Source organism: Thalassotalea marina, from assembly GCF_014656435.1.
Classification (GTDB): Bacteria; Pseudomonadota; Gammaproteobacteria; order Enterobacterales; family Alteromonadaceae; genus Thalassotalea_C; species Thalassotalea_C marina.
The window spans coordinates 49,152-67,976 of record NZ_BNCK01000010.1; the positions used below are offsets into that span (position 1 = coordinate 49,152).

Sequence of the window (18,825 nt, forward strand, 5' to 3'; positions counted from 1 at the left end):
GTGAAAAAACGGTTATCTTTGGCTCTTGGTATTTTGGGGCTGTATTGTCTATTTTTGGTAGTGATGTTACCGATTGGTTTTGTGTTAAATATGGTTAATTTACCCCATAACATTCAGTTAAGTGGAGTAAAAGGAACGATTTGGCAAAGCCATTTTGATACAGTTATTGTTGATAACATACGTATTGATAATGTAGATGCCTCTTTAAGTGTGTTATCGCTATTGTCTTTTCATCCTTCTGTTGATGTAACGTTTGGTGATCCCATGCTTTCGGGCATAGATGGCCACGCAACGGTATCGGGTACATCTACACTTCAGATACAAAATACCGAGATAAACATACCTGCTAATTTAATCGCTCAATTTGTTCCTACACCGATTGAGTTAACGGCACATAAATACATTGAACTGAAGTTAGAGACCTTTGAACTCGGTGAGCCCATATGTGGTGCGTTGGTTGGACAAATTGACTGGCGTAAAGCAGCGGTCACTGTTTATGGACAAAAGGTGGATTTGTTAGATCTTAGAGCTGATTTACATTGCAATAATGGTGAAATAAAACTCGCTGTTAAACAGCCCAATGGACTAGGGTTATCTTTGACAGCGACTCTTGGTAAAAACATGAATATGTACGGTCAAGGTTACATTCAACCATCTGCTACTACACCAAAAGCAATCATGGATGTGCTGCCATTAGTTAGTCGTCCCGACGGACAAGGCCGCTACCCCTTGCGATTCTAGCGCGCGATTGGGGTAGCCATTATTGCTTCAATAAACTCATCAAAGTTCGATGTGGCGGGAAACGAAGAAATATTTTTGACTGGTTTTTGGCTGTCAGGGTTGGCAACCGCTAATAAATGTTTGATTCCAAATTGTTGCGCTGATTGTAAAATAGCGACGCTGTCATCTACAAATAGCGTGGTGTCAGAGTTAAAAGGCTCTACTTTATTCAGCGCTTGCCATAACATTTGAGATTCTTTCGATACACCAAATTCATGGGTGGAATACAGCTTATCAAAATACTGATCTAGCTTTGTTTTTTCGATTTTTAGCGACAAACTATCTGGGTGGGCATTGGTCACCAAAACAACGCGCCTACCTGAGTTTCTTAGTGCAACTAAAAAGTCATGTGCATCGTCTCTAAGTTGAATTAAATGATCAACTTCTCGTTTTAATTGAGTGATGGGTAATTGGGTTTGTTCTGCCCAATAATCTAAACAATACCAAGCAATCGTACCAAACACTTTTTCATAGTGATTAAGTAGCTCTTGTTGTGCCTCTTTTAGGGGGAGTTGTTTACTTTCGCTATAACGTTTCGGTAAATGTTCTAACCAGAAATGATTGTCAAAATGTAAATCTAGAATGGTGCCATCCATATCTAATAACACTGTTTCAATTTTTGACCAATCAAGCATAGATTTTTCCTAGTAAAACCAATTATCATAACAGTATATCGAATTCACTAAAGCTGTTCTAAATTAAAATTGGTGAGCTGCTATTGCATGACTGAAAAAAAATCATTACCTATAATTAATAAACGTACCGCAGTCGCGAAAAGTAAGCTGTTTACAATTGAGCAGTTAGATTTAACGTTCAGTAATGGCGTAAATCGTATTTACGAGCGAATGCAGGGCTCAGGGCGTGGGGCGGTAATGATTGTTCCTATGCTTGACGATGATACTCTGATCTTGATTAGGGAATATTGTGCTGGTACACACAGTTATGAACTGGGCTTTCCTAAAGGATTAATTGATCCTGGTGAAGAAGCTATTATCGCTGCCAACCGTGAATTAAAAGAAGAAGTAGGTGTTGGAGCAAAGCATTTAGAGGCTGTGCATACCGTCGCTATGGCACCGGCCTTTTTTAAAGGTTCAATGGAAATATTTCTTGCACGTGATTTGTATCAAGAGTCGCTCGAAGGAGATGAACCTGAACCACTTGAAGTTGTCTATTGGCCTATCAAGCAATACCAAGAATTATTAGCTCGGCCTGATTTTAACGAAGCACGCAGTATTGCAGCACTTATGCTTGTTGTTGATTTAATGAGGAATAATGCATGAACTTAGAGTCACTTTTACAAATTGCCATTCAAAGCGCAAAGCTGGCCGGTGTAGAGGTGCTCAAGTATTATACGCGTGGTAATTATACGGCTGAAACCAAAGAGGATAACAGCCCTGTTACCAGTGCAGATATCGCAGCCAACGAAGTATTGATGGCTGAATTATCACGATTAACGCCAGATATTCCCGTTATTTCCGAAGAAGTAGGAACAGTGCCTTTAGATGAGCGTAAAAGCTGGTCTCGTTATTGGTTGATTGACCCTATTGATGGGACAGGAGAGTTCATTATTGGTAGTGGCGACTTTGCTGTGAATATTGCCTTGGTTGAGAATGGTTGGCCTGCAATCGGTGTTATTCATGCTCCAGATCATCGAATTACCTATTATGCGAGTAAAGGGCTAGGTGCCTTTAAAGAGCATGTTCATGGCACCGAGCAAATTAATGTTGCACCTTATGATTGTAAACGAAAAATACGAGTGGCCATTAGCAGAAGGCAAGAACTTCATTTGATGGGGCAATACTTAAAACCAGATTTCCAATATGAACATATCGCCCTTGGCAGTTGTTCACTTAAAAACTGTTTGATCGCAGAAGGTGGTGCAGATTGCTATTTGCGTGTAGGACCAACTGGAGAGTGGGATACAGGCGCTAGCCAATGTATTTTAGAACAAGCCGGCGGTACAATACTCGACAGTGAATTTGAGGCTCTGTCATATAATCAACGGGAAAGTTTATTAAATCCCGATTTTATTAGTTTGGGGAATGACAACATACCATGGCAGCAAGTGATTATCCCCCACTATTCACCAAGATAGTTAGCATAGATTACTTAAGGAAAGTTAATGAAATCAATTATTGTTTTATTCACCGCTCTGATCGCGTTTCCGTCAGTTGCACAATGGCAGTTAAACACTAAAGAGAGCGTTTTAAGTTTTACTTCATTTAAAAAAGAACACATCGCTGAAAATCATTATTTTAAACAGGTAGACGGTCATATTGATGACCAAGGGCAAGTGAATGTCACCATAAATCTTGCCAGTGTTGATACTAACATTGCTATCCGCGATGAGCGTATGAAAGAGCATTTATTTAATGTTGGCAAGTTTGCCAATGCGACAATTGATGCAAAAATTGACATGGATAAAATTGCCAAGATCGAGGTAGGTACAACCATGATTTTACCTGTAGAGGCTAAATTATCGTTACATGGCGTTGCTCAAACATTACAAGCAAAAGTGAATGTGGCAAAACTTGCAGATGATAAAATCCAAGTTAATACGGTGATGCCTGTTTTATTGTCAGCGCCTGCATTTAATTTAAATGATGGAATTGCTAAATTGAAAGAGCTTGCAGCTCTGCCAGGTATCAGCCAAACGGTGCCAGTAAACTTCACGTTTAGCTTTTCAAAGCAATAGTCATTAAAACTCTTGGGTACCAGCTTGAAATTGTTCAGCTGGTACTATATTAACTGTTTCATATAGCTCGGAATAAACCAGCACAACTTTACCTTGTTGCAGTGCTATTTTAACGGCGGCAATTTTCTCTTCCATGCTGGCTTCTTCATCGCCGTAATCGGTGCCTTCACGTAAAATAAATGACTCAATGATGTTGAGCAATGTTTGTGGTTCAATAGCGTTAAGTGGAATAATCATTGAAAGAATAATAGCGCTTTTATTAATAATAAAAGCGCTATGTTATCAATTTATTGGAAAAAATATACAGTTTACACCAGCTGGTTTATCAATAAGCCTTTACGTGAATCTTCATCTTTTTTGTTAATAACCGCTGCTTGCAATAAAGTGTTTAGTTGCTGCTGTTCACTGCCAGTTGATGCATAGTCTGTATCTTGGATACGCGATCTTGATTCGCTGACATTGACGCGTGTTACTTCATAACTCGATACTTGGCTTGATAAAGCGTTGGAGTCAGCACCTAATGCTGCTGCGTCTGAATTGATTGAGGTAAAAGCCGCTTCGAGAGCTTGTTGAGTCGCTTGTGGGTCATTGGCATCTAAACCTGAAATAAAGCTATTGTTACCCAGTGCTTCGCCCGCAATAGTATTAATTTGCTCAGTTAATTGATCTAACTCACCCTGAATGGCGTTGTTATCGCTTAGCGGGTTTGCCGATTGAATAGATAACACATTGGCGCGTTGTAAGCTTTCACTGATCGAAGACAGTTGCCCAGATTGGACATTATTGGTATTAATTTGGTCTTGAGCGTTAACACTAAGTTGCTCATATCCATTGATTTGTGAAGTTAAGCGTTCGCTAATTTGTAATCCTGCAGCATCATCTGCAGCACTATTAATGCGTTTTCCTGAAGCTAGTTTCTCTTCCTTTTCTTCACGCTCTTTGTTGACACGATCAATGATGCTTAGCGAAGAAGACGGGCTATTAATCGATAAGTTCATAGCTACAACTCCTGAGTTCAGCTTGCAATATTTTAAAAAGGATACTGCAAGCTAGTATAGCAAATAATCTTATCGGTAGCTCAAAAAACAAACATTTGAATTTGAGTAGCTTAGCAATTTTGTGCAGTTACCAAGCTCATTTTTTGATTCACGGTTGCTTGATAACGAGATTATTAAAGGCTTATTTTTCGCTTTCAGAGATATTTTTCATAAAGTAGTAAACGTAGTAGCCACAAATACCTAGCACAATAAATAGACCTATCATTGGAATGTAAACCATAGGGTCGTTAAGTAACATATTGAAGAAGTCCATAATCAGCTCCGTAATTTAATTTATGTAACGGTGCTATTGTAAATCGGTTAAAAATTCGCTTTTATGACGTGGATCAAATCTTGTTGCACGAGCAAGATGATTCGTGCAACAAGGTAATAGAGAGGGAGTATTTGAGGTGAAACGTTAATACAAGCTGCTGGCTTCAGCCGCTCTTACTTTTAGTTTAATTTGATCTTGTATTTGTTTGTATAGCGCTTCAGCTTTTTCGGTGATTTCTCTTACTTGGTCTTGTGGTAATTTACGCACGTCCATGTCTCTGCTTTTCTCGGCAGGTACATAACCACTTTTTGCTGCGACATAGTTCCAAATGTAAGATTGTTCGATGCTTTGTTCTACGCCTTGTCCTTCATAATGCATCAGTGCCAAATTAAACTGAGCAAGAACATAGCTTTTACGAGCTGCTTTTTCATACCATTTGACGGCTTGTGCGCTGTTTTTAGGTACACCTTCACCATTGGCGTACATAACAGCGACATTAAACATTGCCGTGGCAAGTTCTTTGTCTGCAGCCTTTTTCATTAAGGAGAATGCTTTTTCCAGATCTTGAGGGACTAATTTTCCTTCGGAATACATCACTGAAAGTGCAAACAAGGCGTCTGGGTAGTTTTGCTCTGCGGCTTGCGTCATCAACTCAACGGCTTTTTTAGGATCTTTACGTTTGCCCCAACCATTTTGATACACCATTGCCATTTGGTATTGGGCTGGCGCGTAACCTTCTGCAACTAATGGTTCGAACTCAGCTATCGCTTTAATAAACTGGCCACGATTTAATTCAAAAATACCTAGTTCAAGATCGGCGGCTTGGCTAGTGCCTACTGAGAGTAATAATGCCGCTACTAACGATAATTTTTTCATATTCTATCCATTTGTTCGTTGGCTTTTAATTAGCAATTATAATAACGATTTATCCATTGAGCGAGAATAAAAGTATCTGCAGATAATCGTCAATTATCTAAAAGGTTTATCATTCACATGTCATTAACACTGAGAATAAATCTATTTGTTTAAATGTTAACGCATTAATTTGCAACAGATTGTATCCAAAACTTCACAAAGCATACGATTAAGGATTCATTATCGCTTCTATTTCTTCTTCAAGTGTGAGCCACTCCATTTCTGCAGACTCAATGTCTTGACTGAGTTGGCTTTGTTGCTTTAACAATTGGGTTAGCTTCTCTTTGTTATCCGCACTGTAAATGTCGTTATCTGCAAGAGTTGCTTCAACTTCATCTAATTGCTGTTGCCATACTTGAATTTGCTGTTCATATTTTTGCGCTTGTTTTTTTAACGGCGCTGCTTGTTGACGAAGTTCTGCCTGCTGTTTTCTTTGTTGTTTTTTGTCAGGTCCGCTACTTTGGTTCTCTGAATTTTTTTGTTGTGTTGTTTGTGTTTTCTTATCGTCGTTTAACCATTTTTGGTAATCGTCTATATCCCCATTAAATTCACTTACTTTGCCATCAGCAACGAGATAAAACTCGTCAACACATGATTCGAGTAAATACCTATCATGGGCAATAAGAATAATTGCACCTTCAAAATCTTGCAGTGCTAACACCAGCGCTTGACGCATTTCTAAATCTAAATGGTTTGTTGGTTCATCCATTAACAATAATTGCGGTTTTTCAAGCACGATGAGTGCTAAAACCAATCGAGCTTTTTCACCACCAGACATTGTAGCTACTTGCCCAAGTGCTTGATCTCCACTAAAGCCAAAACGCCCTAAAAAGTTGCGAGCTTGCAAGTCGGTCATTTCTGGTTTTGCTCTAAGGATGTGCTCAACAGCACTTGATGGCATATGCAGTTGTTCAAGCTGATGTTGAGAAAAGTAGCCAATGCGCAACTCTTGCGCTTGATAACGCTGACCCGTTAACAATGCGATGTCACCCGCTAGTGACTTGATTAACGTCGATTTACCAGCGCCATTTCTGCCTAATAAACCAATTCGACTACCAGGAACCAAAGATAAGTTTGCAGAAGTTAAAATTGGGGTTGCAGTATCGTAACCACAATTTGCCTGTTCCATTGAAAGTAAAGGGTATGGCATGTAGTCAGGTTTTTCGAAACCAAAACTAAATGGAGTATCGACATGCGCTGGAGCGAGCTCAGGCAGTTTTTGTAAACGCTTTAAACGGCTTTGTGCTTGTTTCGCTTTACTGGCTTTGGCTCTAAATCGGTCAACAAAGGCGGTTAAATGTGCAACTTCTTTTTGTTGTTTTTGATATTGAACATCTTGCTGTGCTAAATGCTCTGCACGCTGGCGTTCAAATGCAGTGTAGTTGCCGGCATAAAGTTTGGCCTTTTGTCGTTCGATATGCAGAATTTGCCCAACAACATCGTCAAGGAAATCTCTATCGTGAGAAATTAACACAAGTGTGCCACTATAGCGCTTTAACCAACGTTGTAGCCAGATCACCGCATCAAGATCTAAATGGTTTGTAGGTTCGTCGAGCAGCATTAGATCTGCTCGGCTTATTAGCGCTTGGGCTAAGTTTAAGCGCATTCGCCATCCACCTGAAAAGTCTTTTACTGGCAACGTTAGTTGCTCTTGCAAAAAACCTAAACCATGCAATAACTCACCAGCCCTTGCTGGAAGACTATAGCCGCCAATGGCGTCAATTTGATTGATCAAGGTTGCTTCTAAGGTACCATTTTCATCTTGGCGGGCTAGTTCTAGCTGTTGTTCTAGTGCTCTAAATTCAACATCACCGTCGATTACATATTCAATGGCTGATACTTCAAGTGCTGGCGTTTCTTGTTTTACCGTGGCAATTTTCCACGTTGAAGGTAAAGTGAGCTCTCCAGCATCTGGTTGTAATTTACCTAAAAGCGCTGAAAATAAAGATGATTTACCGCAGCCATTCGCACCTACTAAGCCGACTTTATGATTTGGGTGAATCGTAAAACTTGAGCCTTCAATTAATTGTTTTACCCCTCGGTGCAAGGTAAGTTCTACAGCATTTATCATCTTTTATTCCAAGTAAAAAAATTCCGCGCTATTGTCGCTTTTCCTCATGGTGTTATTCAAGGTAAAATACACATTACTCAACTCTATTTTGTAAACAGTAGTACTTATGGCCAAAAAACGCTTTATCGCCGGCGCAACTTGCCCAAAATGTCACGCAATGGATACCATGGCATTAACCAAAGAAAATGATGTGGAAAAAGTGACGTGTGTAAACTGTAATCATCAAATGACACAGCCTGAAGAGCATGTGTCAGTGCAAGTACGCAAAAATGAAAGTGTTATTGGGGTTTTTAAACCCTAATAGTGGGGGGGAGGTGGTTCATCTTCCGGTTTCATTAAGCCAAAATTTTGCTGGTTTTTAAATCGCTCAGCAATTATTTTTAGCTGCAATTTTAACTCACTAATTTCGGCTTGATGTACCGAAAGTTCGTGACTTAATTGCTCAATAACATCGTCTTGAAACGCATTGCGTGATTCAAGTGCTTCAATATGTTCTTCTAAATATTTTAGTGAATTGGCTATTTGGGTATCTGCCATAGCTCTGCGTATCCCGATGAGGACTCAGTAATAATGTGGCTATTATCTCTAAAAGCTACGCTGTATACAACGGCACTGGCAGGGTGAATATCCTCTTTTGGTGTTACTCGCCAGCTAGCCATGCGCTTTCCTGAGCTTATTTGCCAAACACTTACTTTACGGGAAGGGGCGCCCGTGACCAGGTATTGACCATCTTCAGAAAATCTCACCGAGCTAAATACTTCTTGTCGATTGCTATATTGCAACTGACTTATTTCTTCCCCCGTTTTAAGGTCCCAAATATGTGCAAGCTTTTTACTGTCGGCAGTAAAAGCAAAACGTCCTTTGGCATCCATAGCTACCATGGTAACTCTGCTAGGGTGGTTAAATTTGTAAATGACTTGGCCAGTTTGTGTATCCCAAACATAGGCGACAAAATCATTACCGCCTGAGATAGCGATACGACCATTGGGCAACATGTCTACCGCGTTAATTTTTTCTTGATGGCCAAGGAATTCTAAGCGTCTACCTGTTTTTGGGGTTACATGTGTGACTTTACCATCTGTACGACCAATTAAAATATGCTGGCCATTATTGGACAGTGCAACGTCACGTATCGTTGATGCGTCAATTTGCCAAAAGCCTTCAGATTTACCTGTGGTGGCATTCCACAAAGAAAAATTTTCGCTGCTAGCCGTTAATACATGGCTATTATTGGCGGCGATATCGATGGCAAGAACAAGGTTATCTGCTGAATCTTGTTGTTGTGACCAATTAAATAGCTGGGTGTTTTTATTAAGGTCCCATAAGCTTATGCCATGATGCACTGAGCTTACTGCGGCTAGGCTACTATCGTCTGAAATTGACGCAGCATAAGCACCTTCTACAGCATGTTGCCACCTTTGTAAGGGCTGCTGGCCTGAAGGTTGGCACGCAGCGATAAAAATCAAAGATATAACTGCAATAACAATCGGTTGAATCGCTCTACACATTAATACTTTTTTCTCGTGGCATTTGTCGTTAGTATATGACCTTTTACGGCACATGTGTATAACACTGTGAGTTTGCATTCAAGTCGACGCTTGGAGTATTAACGGAGTATTTAATGAAATTTTTTAAACCTACCATGGTAGCGTTGGCATTAGTCACAGCGATGGGCTGCCAACAAGAAGCAAAAGAAGAAACGAAAACAGAAGCGACAGCTCAAGCGCAAACACCTGCATTTGAAACTGAAGAGCAAAAGCAAGCTTATGCTTTAGGTGCTACCTTTGGTACTTTTGTTCAACGTAATATTGAACAACAAGAAAAGTTAGGCATTACTTTAGATGCGAACATTATTCGCCAAGGCCTTTTAAATCAACTTGATAATAAAGTAGCTTTTGAACAAGAAGAAATTCAAGCGTTAATGGGTAACCTTGAATCTACACTTCGTGAAAAGCAACAAGAGTTTATGGCTAAACAGCAAGAAGAAGCTCAAAAAGCTGCAGAAGAAGCGCTAGCTGAAGGTGAGCAATACTTAGCTGAAAATGGTAAAAAAGAAGGGGTTGTAACAACAGAATCAGGCCTTCAATATGAAGTGTTAACTGCAGGTAACGACCAAAAACCAGCGGCTACAGACCAAGTACGTGTTCACTATCGTGGCACTTTCATCGATGGTACTGAGTTTGATAGCTCTTACAAAAGAAACCAACCTGCTGAGTTTCCATTAAATGGCGTTATTGCTGGCTGGACAGAAGGTTTACAGTTAATGGGTGTAGGTGCTAAATACCGTTTCGCTATTCCAGGCGATATTGCTTACGGTCCAAATGGTAGACCTCCTTCAATTCCTGGCAACAAAACGCTTATTTTTGAAGTTGAGCTTTTAGACATTCTAGCGCCAACTGAAGGTGAAGCTGGCCACGAAGGTCACGGTCACTAGTCGAAAAGACTCAATTGAAAAAGCCCTATTTATAGGGCTTTTTTTATGACTAAATTGAAATAACCTCAGCTTGGCAAAAGCAATGCGTTTCTAGGGCTATTTTTAATAGTGCACCAACATATCTAAAAGCTGATCTTCCAATGAAAACCTATCTTCAAGTGCTCGACCTAAAGCAGAAAGTTCTATATCAAAATTATCCGGTAAATCATCGACCGGCATTTCTGCGTATTTATCGTTAAATTGTAATGCGAGATCTGTTGAGTCATTTAACTTTGGAAAAATTGTGTCTGCTTGACGTTTATCATCAGGACCTTTTTCATTACATTCAGCAACGATATTGGTAAATATTTCAAAATGTCCGGCAGAAAGGTAGTCCATCAATATTTGGCAAAATCGTGTTAAATCTTGCTGAGAAGGTAATGAATGATTGTGATCTTCTTTTTGTGGCATACCGATAAGTTCACAGTATGCCACTAATAATAGTTGTCTTTCTTTGAGCCAGTTGTCGATGACTTTGTTTTGTCCACCCCAGCGTTTTTTACTTTGTTCAAGTTGCGTTAACATTCCCTCTCCCATGAAAAATTAAGCGCTCACGAAACTCTAGTATGCTGTTTAACTGATTAAAAAATCAACTGTTATTTTTGCTGTTACAAAGTCAAATTGTCATTTAGTGTTTGAGCAAAACGCACCGAAGCTTGCGCAATTCTTTCGACTAATATCTGTTGATTTTTTTCATGGTAGCTTTGGCTAAGGACTATTGGCTGTTCAGCTGGCACATTACATGAATCCCCTGCAAGCTGACAATAATTAGTAGCTGGAGCTCGAACGAGTGATAATGATTCATTTGCCCATTGGAATAGATCGCTATTTTGCCACTGCTGCATTTTTTCTCGAGTGAGTACCTGGCGAAGTTTTGCCTGCCAATATTCATTAAGTGGTTGTTTTTGGCGGGTGGCAGGGTACAACAAACATTGATCCCAGTACCAATGCAAGTTTTTGCACTTTCCTACAAAGGGTTTGATGTCGAGTTTATTTCCACCCAAATCACTGGCAAAGCTGACATGCAGAGGTTGATGAATATCTCCAATCCAATGGCCTAAAAACATCAGTGCTTTGGCTCTTTCTTCAATACTTAATTCACTTGATGTGAGTTGCTTGGTATGAAATTGAATTGCCTGCGTTACACAATCCTTTTGGCAGGTTTGTGCAGAGATGTTTTGCTGAGTGCGGTTTACGTTAATGTAATGCCAAGGTTTATATTGGTCATATTCAGATTCTGACTTAATTGCATCAGCCCAAGTGCAGGCGGTGGCTAAAGTAATATCTGTGTTAGCTTTTAATCGATTGTATTTATTAATTCGGCGCTTTTCTTTTGTTGGCAAACTAGCTAACAACTGATCTACATTGGCTTGTTGTTCTGCTGACAAAAGTTGGTAAGTCAACTGACAAACTAGTTGATGTCCTTGTTTTCCCAAAGAGTAGCTAGGTGCACTAAAGCAGATTAATAAAATGAAAAATGATATTTTTTGCATGATAGTGGTTGTTTACAGGGTATTTTTAAAGAGTATCAGTATAATTAAACTGATAAACGTTGAATATTGTTTTATCAATGAAGTGAACAATTTGAGATGCACATGGAAAAATTTGATGCCGTAGTTATTGGAGCTGGTGTTGTCGGGTTGGCCGTAGCGGCCAAGTTAAGCAAACGTTTTAACAGCGTGTTATTAGTTGAAAAGAACGCCCGCTTTGGAGAAGAAACCAGTAGTCGTAATAGTGAAGTGATTCACGCTGGGCTTTATTATCCAACCAACAGCTTGAAAGCTAAGTTTTGTGTTGAAGGAAAACACAAGCTTTACCAATATTGCCAAGATAAAAACATTCCCTTTAATAACACAGGCAAGCTTGTGGTAGCGCATAGTGTTAATGAGCAAGAAAAGCTTGAAAGTATTATGCAACAGGGTATCAGCAATGGTGTTGATGATCTTTTTTTGGTTAGTAAAAATCAATTGCACGATTTAGAACCTTTAGTTAGTGCTGAAACGGGTTTGATGTCGCCATCGTCAGGCATTATTGATGTGCATTCGTATATGCAGGCTTTACTATTTGATTTTGAACAAGCCAAGGGTTTGTATGTTGCCAACACGCAGGTAGAAACCATTACAAAAGCCAGTGCAGGTTTAAACCTAACACTTACTAGCGTTGACCAAATGATGACAATTCAATCTGATGTTGTGGTTAATTGTGCGGGCTTACATGCGATGAAAGTTGCAGCTTCTGTACAAGAGTTAGATAAAAGTCATATTCCACAGTTACACATGTGTCGAGGGCATTATTTTAGTTATTCAGGCAAAAGCCCTTTTGCACGTTTAATTTACCCTATACCTGAAAACAATGGTTTGGGAATTCACGCTTCCATCGATATTGCTGGGCAAATAAAATTTGGTCCAGATACACAATATATTGACGAAATCGACTATCAAGTTGATGCAAAACTTAAAGAAAAGTTTTTTCAAGCGATTGTTAAATATTTTCCATCGGCTGATGCAGAAAAATTACAACCTGCATATTCAGGCATTCGTCCTAAGTTACAAAGTGAGCATGAAGGATTTAAAGACTTTATGATTCAAACTTCTGCGAAGCATCAGATTGAAGGTTTAGTTAATTTATTCGGCATAGATTCTCCAGGTTTAACTTCTAGTTTAGCGATAGCAGATTACGTCGAAAAAATTATTTAACAGCTTTATAAGCTTGTATATAAAACAAACAGCTATAAGTTATTTTGAATTATTATTCGTATTTGTTGAATAAAGTGGCAGTATGAAAGGGGCTTGATTGTTGTAAACCACCGCCTGGAATGAGCAACTGTTGAGTTTTTTAGAAGTGGATGTGATTCCTTTTTGGGCTTCTAGATTATTGGCTATTTAGTCAACGCAAAGCGTTTACTGTTCAGCAAAAGGGCAACAAATGTTGCCCTATTTTTTTAAGAGATGAGTAAATCAAGCTTACTTTTATTTCTTCTGCTCAATGTTAATTGTGCACCGGTGCAGAGGGTTACCACATAGTCGCCATTTTCTGTTGCGTTAAGCTCTTTGACACACGAGCGTTTAACGATGGTGGAGCGATGAATGCGAATAAACTCTTGTGGATCTAACTGAGATTCTAATGTTGTCAACGTTGCTCTATGTAACAAATGTCCACCGTCTTGCAAATGAATATCAGCGTAATTTCCTGCACCTTGAATATGGGAAATAGACGCTACATCAATTAATCGAATGCGACCTGGGTCTTTCACTATTAACTGTGATTTGTATTGTTTTTCAGGCTCTTGTGACAGCAGGGTAACCAATTTTTTCATGTCTTTTAATTGGTTGTTATCTTGACTGGCAATTTTTAATCTAGCTCTCAGTAATGATTGATAAAACCGGTCGTCATCAAATGGTTTTAATAAGTAATCGACGGCATTGAGTTCAAATGCTGCAATGGCATATTGGTCATAAGCGGTGGCAAAAATCACCACAGCTTCTTCGGCAAGTTCACCTACCGCTTCAATGCCTGTTTTGCCTGGCATTTGAATATCGAGAAAAATCAGTTGAGGATTATGCTCTTTGGCAAGAGCAATGGCCTGCTCGCCATCTGCTGCTAGGTAAATGTTGCCAATATCAGGTTGGTCTTTTAATAATAACTTAATGGTTTCCCTTGCAATACGCTCGTCATCAGCAATTAACACATCAATCATTTTGTGCTCCGACAGGCAAGGTTAATGAAGTTTTGAAATAGCTGTTATCTAATTCAGTTAAACTAAAAGTATAGTCATTAAATAACTTTTCTAATCTTAGTCGGCAGTTTTTTATACCAATGCCAAAACCCTGATGTTGATCTGTTTCGGGCAGTTTATTGATCAAAATAAAATGGAGTTTGTCATGATCAACCGTAATATTAATGGTTAAGGTATTTTTATTACTTTCGAGTTGGCAGCCATGTTGAATTGCGTTTTCAACAAGTGGTTGTAACAACATAAATGGGATATGACAGTCTTGATAGTCACCTTCAATAACAAACTGGGTTTCCAGTTTATCTTCAAAGCGCATTTTCTGAATGGTCAAATAGCTCTGAATAAAGTCAATCTCTTGCTGAAGCGGAATTAGCTGATTATTTTGGTTTTCTAATACTTTTCTCAGCATTAGACTCAGTTCACTCAATGCTTTAACCGCCTTTTGTTTTTCGTCCAACCGAATTAGGCCTGCGACCGAATTAAGGGTATTAAACAAAAAGTGTGGGTTTAGTTGTGAACGCAGTGACTGTAATTCAACTTGCAGCAGTTGTTTGCTTAAGACTTCGCTTTTACGAGTTTGTTGTTTGGCTCGAGTATAATAAGTGATTGAGTATCCGGTACAGAAAATGGCTAGGTACACCAGAAAGTCGATATGCATTGGGCTCAACAATAGCCGTTCAAATGCATGCTGCAATATTTCTAAGTTAATATAGCCTTTTTTAATCAAGGCTACTTCCACTATGGTGAGCAACCAATAAGCACTGCACAATGTAAAAGAGCTGATCACATTGAGAATAATAAATTGTGCTGGTCGATTTTTGTCAAATGTGATCATTGAGGTTGCTGCAAATACCAATGGCGCAATAAAAATCCAATTTCCCCACCAAGGTAAGTATTCCAGCCAAATATCAGTAAATACTGCTGGTTTCTCATAATGTAACTGCATTCTATAACTATGCAGTGCCGCAATGGTGTTGAGTAGCAGCCAGAAAAGACAATTGGCTAAGAACAATTGTCGTGAGGGGAGCTTGTTTATTAACGAAGACCACATAAGCGAAATTTAATCTAATGTTAACTGCAGTATTTATGACAGTTAGTAAAAAAACAAATCACGTAAAAGTTAAAAGCGCTAAGTGCTTGTTTCACGGATATTGTTTAATACTAAGCAAAGTGTGCTGATGGCGCTATACCGCTTATCACCTATAACTTGCCATCAGTAACACGCTAACGGCAAGTTAGATGATAATACCATTTAGCATAGATATTTAAGCTAATTGGTATAAGAGCTGAAAAGTATTACTTTGCTATATTCATGGTGATTTTGTTGATGTAGTAGGTTGTTGTTCCCTCAAAGCCTGAATCGGTTCCTGCAAGTAACCAAAAACCGCCAAAACGATCCGTTTTTACATCTATAGCATGTTGCATAGATAAAGTTTTTTTTACATATTTTTGTTCATCGTTGCAGTCTATGCCGTTACTGATATCTCCCACGGTTACGCCTTGTGTTCCCGATTGCGATTGGTTACCCAAATCAATATTGAGCCGATACATACCATCTACTTTTTCATTTTTTGGCTCTTCGGCTGATGCCGCGAGTTTTACAAACACAGACTCACCAGGAGCACCACCTATGCCGACACAGTTAGAAGGAATGTCAGTGGAAAGGGAAACGGACAAAGTAAATTGGTAATGGCGATTTGCTTTCAATCCCCTGACATATCCTTTAATTGCCATAAGTAAATCGTCAGAACGGTTGTCGCCTGATAATCGCCAACCGGGTGTTAATGTGTCATCTGTTGGTGATTTAATGTAATTCCCTTCTAGCTGATAAAACTCCTCGTTGTTTTGCTCGTCGGTACTTACTGGGTAATCTGAAAATATCGGGGTAAATTGATGTTCGGCCTGCTGAAAATCAATCGAGTGTGGTTGGTCTAGATTAATGTCGTTACTGTCGCTATCACATGCACTTAGGCTGATGGCAAAACAAGTGGTTAAAACGGCAAAGCTGTGTTTCATGTTGTTATTCCTTGGAGTGAATTTCCTTCAAAATAAAACACGTCATGCCGAGGTACTGTAATTAAGTGTTATTTAAAAGTGTTCTTTTGTACGTTGTTTCAATTGGTATTAGGAACCACTAGAGGCTTTTTCGCTCAAGTGTTCAACTTTACGAGTGGTGTTGTCTATAGGGTTTTCACCGTCTGCCAGTTTTCTTGTTGGGTATGAAGACGTTGAGGCATTATGTTTAATATTGGCAAAAATAAACTTTTTAGTAGATGTTTTTAGCTGTTTCATTGTTAATTTCACCTTCTGATTGGCTAATGAAGGGGAGAATGCGGCGGGGAGTCCGCATTCTCAAACAGTGTATAAATGCCGTATGTTGCGCTCGACTAATACGCAGATACGGAAATACTTTATTTAGACACTGCTTTTTGAGTCGAGGTAGAAATTTTAGCGACTACACGACGATTCTTTTTGTCTGCCTGAGCAGAGTTTTCTGTCGCAAGTAAGCGTGTTTCACCGTAGCCTTTGGCCGATAAACGATTGCTGTTAATCGAAAATTGCTCAATTAAAATTTGTTTTACTGCTTGGGCACGTTTTTCTGAAAGTGTCATGTTGTACGCATCTTTGCCTTTAGCTGATGTGTGACCTTCAATTTCAACTGAGGTTTCAGGGTACTTTTTCATGAAATCAGCCAAACGTTTAATTTCTGCATAATTTGCAGGCTCAACAAAAGCACTGTCGTGAGCAAAGTTAATTGCTAAGGTAATTTCATCTGTTTCTGTGGTGTAAACGACACAACCTTTGCTATCTACTTTTAAGTTAGCCGCTGTGTTTGGGCATTGATCGTCTTGATCTAAAACGCCATCGTTATCAGCATCTGTCCATGAGGTTTTTTCTTGTTTAGCTGGTTTTATTGGTGTTGGCGCCGGTTTAGCAACAGGAACAGACTTAGTTTCACCAAAGGTATACTGAAGACCAATTTTAAAGCCCTGATCAACAAACCCGTAGTCAACGTCTCTATATATAGCCGCTTCTGTATAAGCTGATAATCTGTCGTTGATTTGAATGTTGTAACCACCACCAACATTTACCGCATAGTAATCTTTTACGTTGTTAAAACGTTTGATACCAGTGAATAGATAAAAGTCGCTGTTTTCTACATTGTAAATAGCGTCTACACCGTAGCGGTATCCGTAAGATTTGTCATTACCATTGTCAATGTCATAACGCGTTCTAGCTAATTCAAGGCGCATACTCCACAGGTCATTAATTTCTTTTTTTAAATCAAAACCTAAAGATTTTCCTGCTTCGATACGTTGCCAGTCTAATTGGTTGTCTTTATTGGTGCTCGATTTAATGTAATCACCAAATACGCCAAGTTGCCATTCTTTATCGATTTCTTGTGCAGCAAGTGGAGAGCTAATTAGCGCTGCTAAAAGAGAAAATTTAAATAATTTCATCATTATTCCTTTTATTGTGTTTCGAAAGGGTTCTTATATTTCTGTAAGTAATAACGAGGGCGGATGGCAAAAGTCACAAAAAAATATTTTTAATTTTATTTTTTTACGTAAAAGTTGGTTTTTTATAAGTTGAATCGTTCGGATAAGCTCAATAAAAACAGTGTCTTGTCTTGTTTCTGAAGTGACTAGAATATCTGAATGAATTAATTTTTATTTGGCGTAAAATACGCCCGCAACGTTTAATTGTGACTTTTGAACGTTTGAAACGTTAATAACTGTAGCAGGGGTGAATGCTAAAGGTTAATGCTAGGGGTAAACATGAAGAGTATTGAACAACAGTTGGTTGAAGGGTTGGAAAGTGACGACGACGTGACTTTTACCACTTCAGATCAAGAACTATTTAATCGAGCAGCGACGACGGTCAATGTTCAACAGGGAAGTAAAGACCTGGTTTTGTTGGGAATGGCATCTATTTGGGTCGTATTTGCCAGCCTATTAATGAAAATTTTAAAGCCAATTTTTAACAATATGGCACAAGGTAGGAGTAAATAATGGATACGGCAAATATCACAGATAAAACTTACAACGGGTTGATGACCATCTGGCATAAGATCATGACCATACTGCCCGATATTATTGTCGCGTTCATTTTTTTGTTACTTGGTTGGATTATTGCCAAGTTGTGTAAACGCTTTTTAAACAAAACACTCGATAAAATTGGTTTTAACACTTTCACTAATAAGTTGGGCTTAAATGAAGTGCTCGACAAAATGGAAGTAAAAACATCGGGTAGTGAAATTGTTGCTAAGATTATTTCCGTGTTCGTATTGCTGATATTTTTGTTGGCCGCGTTAGATATTGTCGGTTTAACTATGTTGTCTGGCTTGATCGATACCCTAGCGCTATTTCTGCCTAAAATTTTAGCGGCACTGGCTGTGTTATTGTGTGGCTTTTTTGTCGCACAGCTCGTGTTTAATGCAGTTAAAATTGCAGCAAAAAATACTGGTGTAGATTACGGACGCTCAGTCGCGGAAGTTTGTCGTGGCATCATTATCGTCATAACCTTTTCGTTATCGATTACGCAGTTAGACATAGACATATCGCTACTGAATACCATTATTTCAGTGGTTATTGCCAGTATTGGTTTAGCGGCCGCTATTTCGTTAGGTATTGGTACAAAATCAATGGCGAAAGAAATTGTTGCCGGTGTGTATTTACGTGAAATGTATCAAGCAGGCGACAATATAACGGTACAAGACGTATCTGGAACGGTGATTTCCATTGGTAGTGTCGCCAGTAAAGTCATGTCTAAAGATGAGAACATGATTACTGTGCCCAATACGTTTTTATTGGCAAATAAAGTCATAAAACAGTAATAGCCAACCG

The 18,825-nt window shown here is 39.0% G+C and carries 24 protein-coding genes; 9 read left to right on the forward strand and 15 right to left on the reverse strand.

The genetic code is table 11. From position 1 onward, the window contains the following. Positions 1 to 741, forward strand: coding sequence for a type II secretion system protein N (locus tag IE199_RS18625; protein ID WP_189773709.1), 741 nt, complete (start codon positions 1 to 3; stop codon positions 739 to 741). Here IE199_RS18625 and yrfG read toward each other — a convergent pair. After that, positions 738 to 1,415, reverse strand: a complete 678-nt coding sequence (gene yrfG, locus IE199_RS18630) for a GMP/IMP nucleotidase (protein WP_189773711.1) — start codon at positions 1,413 to 1,415, stop codon at positions 738 to 740. The genes IE199_RS18625 and yrfG overlap by 4 nt on opposite strands. A gap of 87 nt (positions 1,416 to 1,502) precedes the next feature. Between yrfG and nudE the strand changes: the two genes are divergently transcribed. Genes nudE through IE199_RS18645 form a run of 3 tightly spaced genes read left to right on the forward strand, consistent with a single transcriptional unit; the run spans position 1,503 to position 3,475 of the window. Further along, positions 1,503 to 2,060, forward strand: coding sequence for an ADP compounds hydrolase NudE (nudE, locus tag IE199_RS18635; RefSeq protein WP_189773713.1), 558 nt, complete (start codon positions 1,503 to 1,505; stop codon positions 2,058 to 2,060). Then, positions 2,057 to 2,875, forward strand: coding sequence for a 3'(2'),5'-bisphosphate nucleotidase CysQ (gene cysQ / locus IE199_RS18640; protein WP_189773715.1), 819 nt, complete (start codon positions 2,057 to 2,059; stop codon positions 2,873 to 2,875). Before nudE ends, cysQ begins: the two co-directional genes overlap by 4 nt. Positions 2,876 to 2,902: 27 nt before the next feature. Beyond that, positions 2,903 to 3,475 (forward strand): YceI family protein, encoded by a 573-nt coding sequence (locus tag IE199_RS18645; protein ID WP_189773716.1) that lies wholly within the window; start codon positions 2,903 to 2,905, stop codon positions 3,473 to 3,475. A gap of 3 nt (positions 3,476 to 3,478) precedes the next feature. Here IE199_RS18645 and IE199_RS18650 read toward each other — a convergent pair whose 3' ends face one another. From IE199_RS18650 to IE199_RS18665, 5 genes are all read right to left on the reverse strand, one after another. Beyond that, the gene (locus IE199_RS18650) at positions 3,479 to 3,712 is read right to left on the reverse strand and encodes a YheU family protein (RefSeq protein ID WP_189773717.1); all 234 of its coding nucleotides are present in this window, start codon (positions 3,710 to 3,712) and stop codon (positions 3,479 to 3,481) included. 71 nt (positions 3,713 to 3,783) lie between these two features. Continuing rightward, positions 3,784 to 4,473, reverse strand: coding sequence for a flagellin (locus tag IE199_RS18655; RefSeq protein WP_189773718.1), 690 nt, complete (start codon positions 4,471 to 4,473; stop codon positions 3,784 to 3,786). Positions 4,474 to 4,654: 181 nt separating this feature from the next. After that, entirely contained in the window at positions 4,655 to 4,786 is a 132-nt protein-coding gene (locus IE199_RS21990) for a DUF3149 domain-containing protein (protein ID WP_229854831.1), read from the reverse strand. 144 nt (positions 4,787 to 4,930) lie between these two features. Beyond that, positions 4,931 to 5,662 (reverse strand): tetratricopeptide repeat protein, encoded by a 732-nt coding sequence (locus IE199_RS18660; RefSeq protein WP_189773719.1) that lies wholly within the window; start codon positions 5,660 to 5,662, stop codon positions 4,931 to 4,933. 208 nt (positions 5,663 to 5,870) lie between these two features. Then, the gene (locus IE199_RS18665; RefSeq protein WP_189773720.1) at positions 5,871 to 7,772 is read right to left on the reverse strand and encodes an ATP-binding cassette domain-containing protein; all 1,902 of its coding nucleotides are present in this window, start codon (positions 7,770 to 7,772) and stop codon (positions 5,871 to 5,873) included. 106 nt (positions 7,773 to 7,878) lie between these two features. Here IE199_RS18665 and IE199_RS18670 point away from each other — a divergent pair, with 106 nt between their 5' ends. Next, complete coding sequence (locus IE199_RS18670) at positions 7,879 to 8,073, forward strand: YheV family putative zinc ribbon protein (protein ID WP_189773721.1); 195 nt, start codon at positions 7,879 to 7,881, stop codon at positions 8,071 to 8,073. On the opposite strand, the gene IE199_RS18675 is transcribed toward IE199_RS18670, so the two are convergent. Beyond that, a complete protein-coding gene (locus IE199_RS18675; protein ID WP_189773722.1) occupies positions 8,070 to 8,309 on the reverse strand; it encodes a SlyX family protein in 240 nt (79 codons plus the stop codon). The two genes, IE199_RS18670 and IE199_RS18675, sit on opposite strands and share 4 nt — an antisense overlap. Further along, the gene (locus tag IE199_RS18680; protein ID WP_189773723.1) at positions 8,291 to 9,280 is read right to left on the reverse strand and encodes a WD40 repeat domain-containing protein; all 990 of its coding nucleotides are present in this window, start codon (positions 9,278 to 9,280) and stop codon (positions 8,291 to 8,293) included. Before IE199_RS18680 ends, IE199_RS18675 begins: the two co-directional genes overlap by 19 nt. Before the next feature lie 113 nt (positions 9,281 to 9,393). On the opposite strand from IE199_RS18680, the gene fkpA reads away from it, so the two are divergent. Next, positions 9,394 to 10,206 (forward strand): FKBP-type peptidyl-prolyl cis-trans isomerase, encoded by an 813-nt coding sequence (fkpA, locus tag IE199_RS18685; protein ID WP_189773724.1) that lies wholly within the window; start codon positions 9,394 to 9,396, stop codon positions 10,204 to 10,206. 102 nt (positions 10,207 to 10,308) lie between these two features. On the opposite strand, the gene rsd is transcribed toward fkpA, so the two are convergent. Together rsd and IE199_RS18695 are read right to left on the reverse strand one after the other, a co-directional pair. Then, the gene (rsd, locus tag IE199_RS18690; RefSeq protein ID WP_189773725.1) at positions 10,309 to 10,770 is read right to left on the reverse strand and encodes a sigma D regulator; all 462 of its coding nucleotides are present in this window, start codon (positions 10,768 to 10,770) and stop codon (positions 10,309 to 10,311) included. Positions 10,771 to 10,853: 83 nt separating this feature from the next. After that, positions 10,854 to 11,738, reverse strand: coding sequence for a S1/P1 nuclease (locus IE199_RS18695; RefSeq protein WP_189773727.1), 885 nt, complete (start codon positions 11,736 to 11,738; stop codon positions 10,854 to 10,856). Between the two features lie 102 nt (positions 11,739 to 11,840). Here IE199_RS18695 and IE199_RS18700 point away from each other — a divergent pair, with 102 nt between their 5' ends. After that, on the forward strand, positions 11,841 to 12,941 hold the full coding sequence (locus IE199_RS18700; protein WP_189773729.1) for an NAD(P)/FAD-dependent oxidoreductase: 1,101 nt from the start codon (positions 11,841 to 11,843) through the stop codon (positions 12,939 to 12,941). Positions 12,942 to 13,186: 245 nt separating this feature from the next. On the opposite strand, the gene IE199_RS18705 is transcribed toward IE199_RS18700, so the two are convergent. The 5 genes from IE199_RS18705 to IE199_RS18725 form a co-directional block, all read right to left on the reverse strand. Continuing rightward, complete coding sequence (locus tag IE199_RS18705; protein ID WP_189773731.1) at positions 13,187 to 13,942, reverse strand: LytR/AlgR family response regulator transcription factor; 756 nt, start codon at positions 13,940 to 13,942, stop codon at positions 13,187 to 13,189. Next, the gene (locus IE199_RS18710; protein WP_229854833.1) at positions 13,935 to 14,924 is read right to left on the reverse strand and encodes a sensor histidine kinase; all 990 of its coding nucleotides are present in this window, start codon (positions 14,922 to 14,924) and stop codon (positions 13,935 to 13,937) included. The genes IE199_RS18705 and IE199_RS18710 overlap by 8 nt, the downstream gene beginning before the upstream one ends. 350 nt (positions 14,925 to 15,274) lie before the next feature. After that, complete coding sequence (locus IE199_RS18715; protein WP_189773733.1) at positions 15,275 to 15,994, reverse strand: hypothetical protein; 720 nt, start codon at positions 15,992 to 15,994, stop codon at positions 15,275 to 15,277. 108 nt (positions 15,995 to 16,102) lie between these two features. Further along, positions 16,103 to 16,270 carry a hypothetical protein gene (locus IE199_RS18720; protein WP_189773735.1) on the reverse strand — a complete coding sequence of 56 codons (168 nt, stop codon included), beginning with the start codon at positions 16,268 to 16,270 and terminating at the stop codon, positions 16,103 to 16,105. Between the two features lie 119 nt (positions 16,271 to 16,389). After that, positions 16,390 to 17,439, reverse strand: coding sequence for an OmpA family protein (locus IE199_RS18725; protein ID WP_189773737.1), 1,050 nt, complete (start codon positions 17,437 to 17,439; stop codon positions 16,390 to 16,392). 318 nt (positions 17,440 to 17,757) lie between these two features. Here IE199_RS18725 and IE199_RS18730 point away from each other — a divergent pair, with 318 nt between their 5' ends. Both IE199_RS18730 and IE199_RS18735 read left to right on the forward strand, forming a co-directional pair. Next, entirely contained in the window at positions 17,758 to 17,991 is a 234-nt protein-coding gene (locus IE199_RS18730) for a hypothetical protein (protein ID WP_189773739.1), read from the forward strand. Continuing rightward, a complete protein-coding gene (locus IE199_RS18735; protein ID WP_189773741.1) occupies positions 17,991 to 18,815 on the forward strand; it encodes a mechanosensitive ion channel family protein in 825 nt (274 codons plus the stop codon). The genes IE199_RS18730 and IE199_RS18735 overlap by 1 nt, the downstream gene beginning before the upstream one ends. The last annotated feature ends 10 nt before the right edge of the window (positions 18,816 to 18,825 follow it).